This window comes from Paenibacillus wenxiniae, assembly GCF_039822605.1.
Classification (GTDB): domain Bacteria; phylum Bacillota; class Bacilli; order Paenibacillales; family Paenibacillaceae; genus Saccharibacillus; species Saccharibacillus wenxiniae.
The window spans coordinates 1-806 of record NZ_JBCGUH010000045.1; the positions used below are offsets into that span (position 1 = coordinate 1).

The 806-nt window shown below is 41.4% G+C and carries 2 protein-coding genes; both read left to right on the forward strand.

The window, feature by feature from the left end; translation table 11 throughout:
- Positions 1–446 (forward strand): hypothetical protein (locus AAHF22_RS23755; protein ID WP_347327464.1); only part of this gene is annotated, 446 nt, incomplete at its 5' end.
- 23 nt (positions 447–469) lie between these two features.
- Positions 470–806 (forward strand): hypothetical protein (locus AAHF22_RS23760; RefSeq protein WP_347327465.1); only part of this gene is annotated, 337 nt, incomplete at its 3' end.

An 806-nucleotide genomic window follows, 5' to 3' on the forward strand; every position in this document is an offset into this window, starting at 1 on the left:
CTCCAGAACCAGCACCCGACCCTACGCTTGTTCCGCCGCCTGTACCGACTCCGGCAGTACAAGGATTGGATATTGTACTTACAGTGGATAGTCCAACTGTAGAACCAACAGAACCTTTAGTTGTTGCAGGATGGTATTTAGATCCTGTAGGCATTCAACGTATTCAGGTGTATGTGGATGATGTATTTATGGGAAATGCAGCGATGGGCGTTAGTCGAGAAGATGTGTACAAAGCTTATCCTTCGTATAACAATCACATTGCTGGTTTCCAAATGAATATGAATCAGACGATCCAAACGAGTGGAACGCCCTATACGAAAAAGAATAAGAAAAAGAATAGAAGCGAAGTCGTACCTGGCAAGTTCAATCATAAATTCAAAATTGTGTTCACCAATCGTAACAATCAGCAGAAAGTTTCAGATTCTTATATCGTCTTAAATCATTAAACTAACCGAATAAAGGAGCTATGATGCGCACGATGTTCTCTAAATATATGATTAGCTTTATACTGATTCTCTCGTTATTTGCCTCTATTTTAGAACCTTATGTTCATATGTTAGCATATGCTGCCACCAATACTTCCGTTCATAGCATCGCAGCGCCCAGCCAAACAGTACCGGATGAATCAACAGACGAGCCGTGGACAGAAGAAGCGCCAAGTGTTCAAAAGGACGTTTACCAACCAGAGCCGGTCGATCCAGAACTCCAATATATTGAGAATAAACTCGATACATTGATTCGACATTCGGAACAGCACATCATGATGAATGATGATGAAAGCACGCCTTCATCTAACAATGGAATGA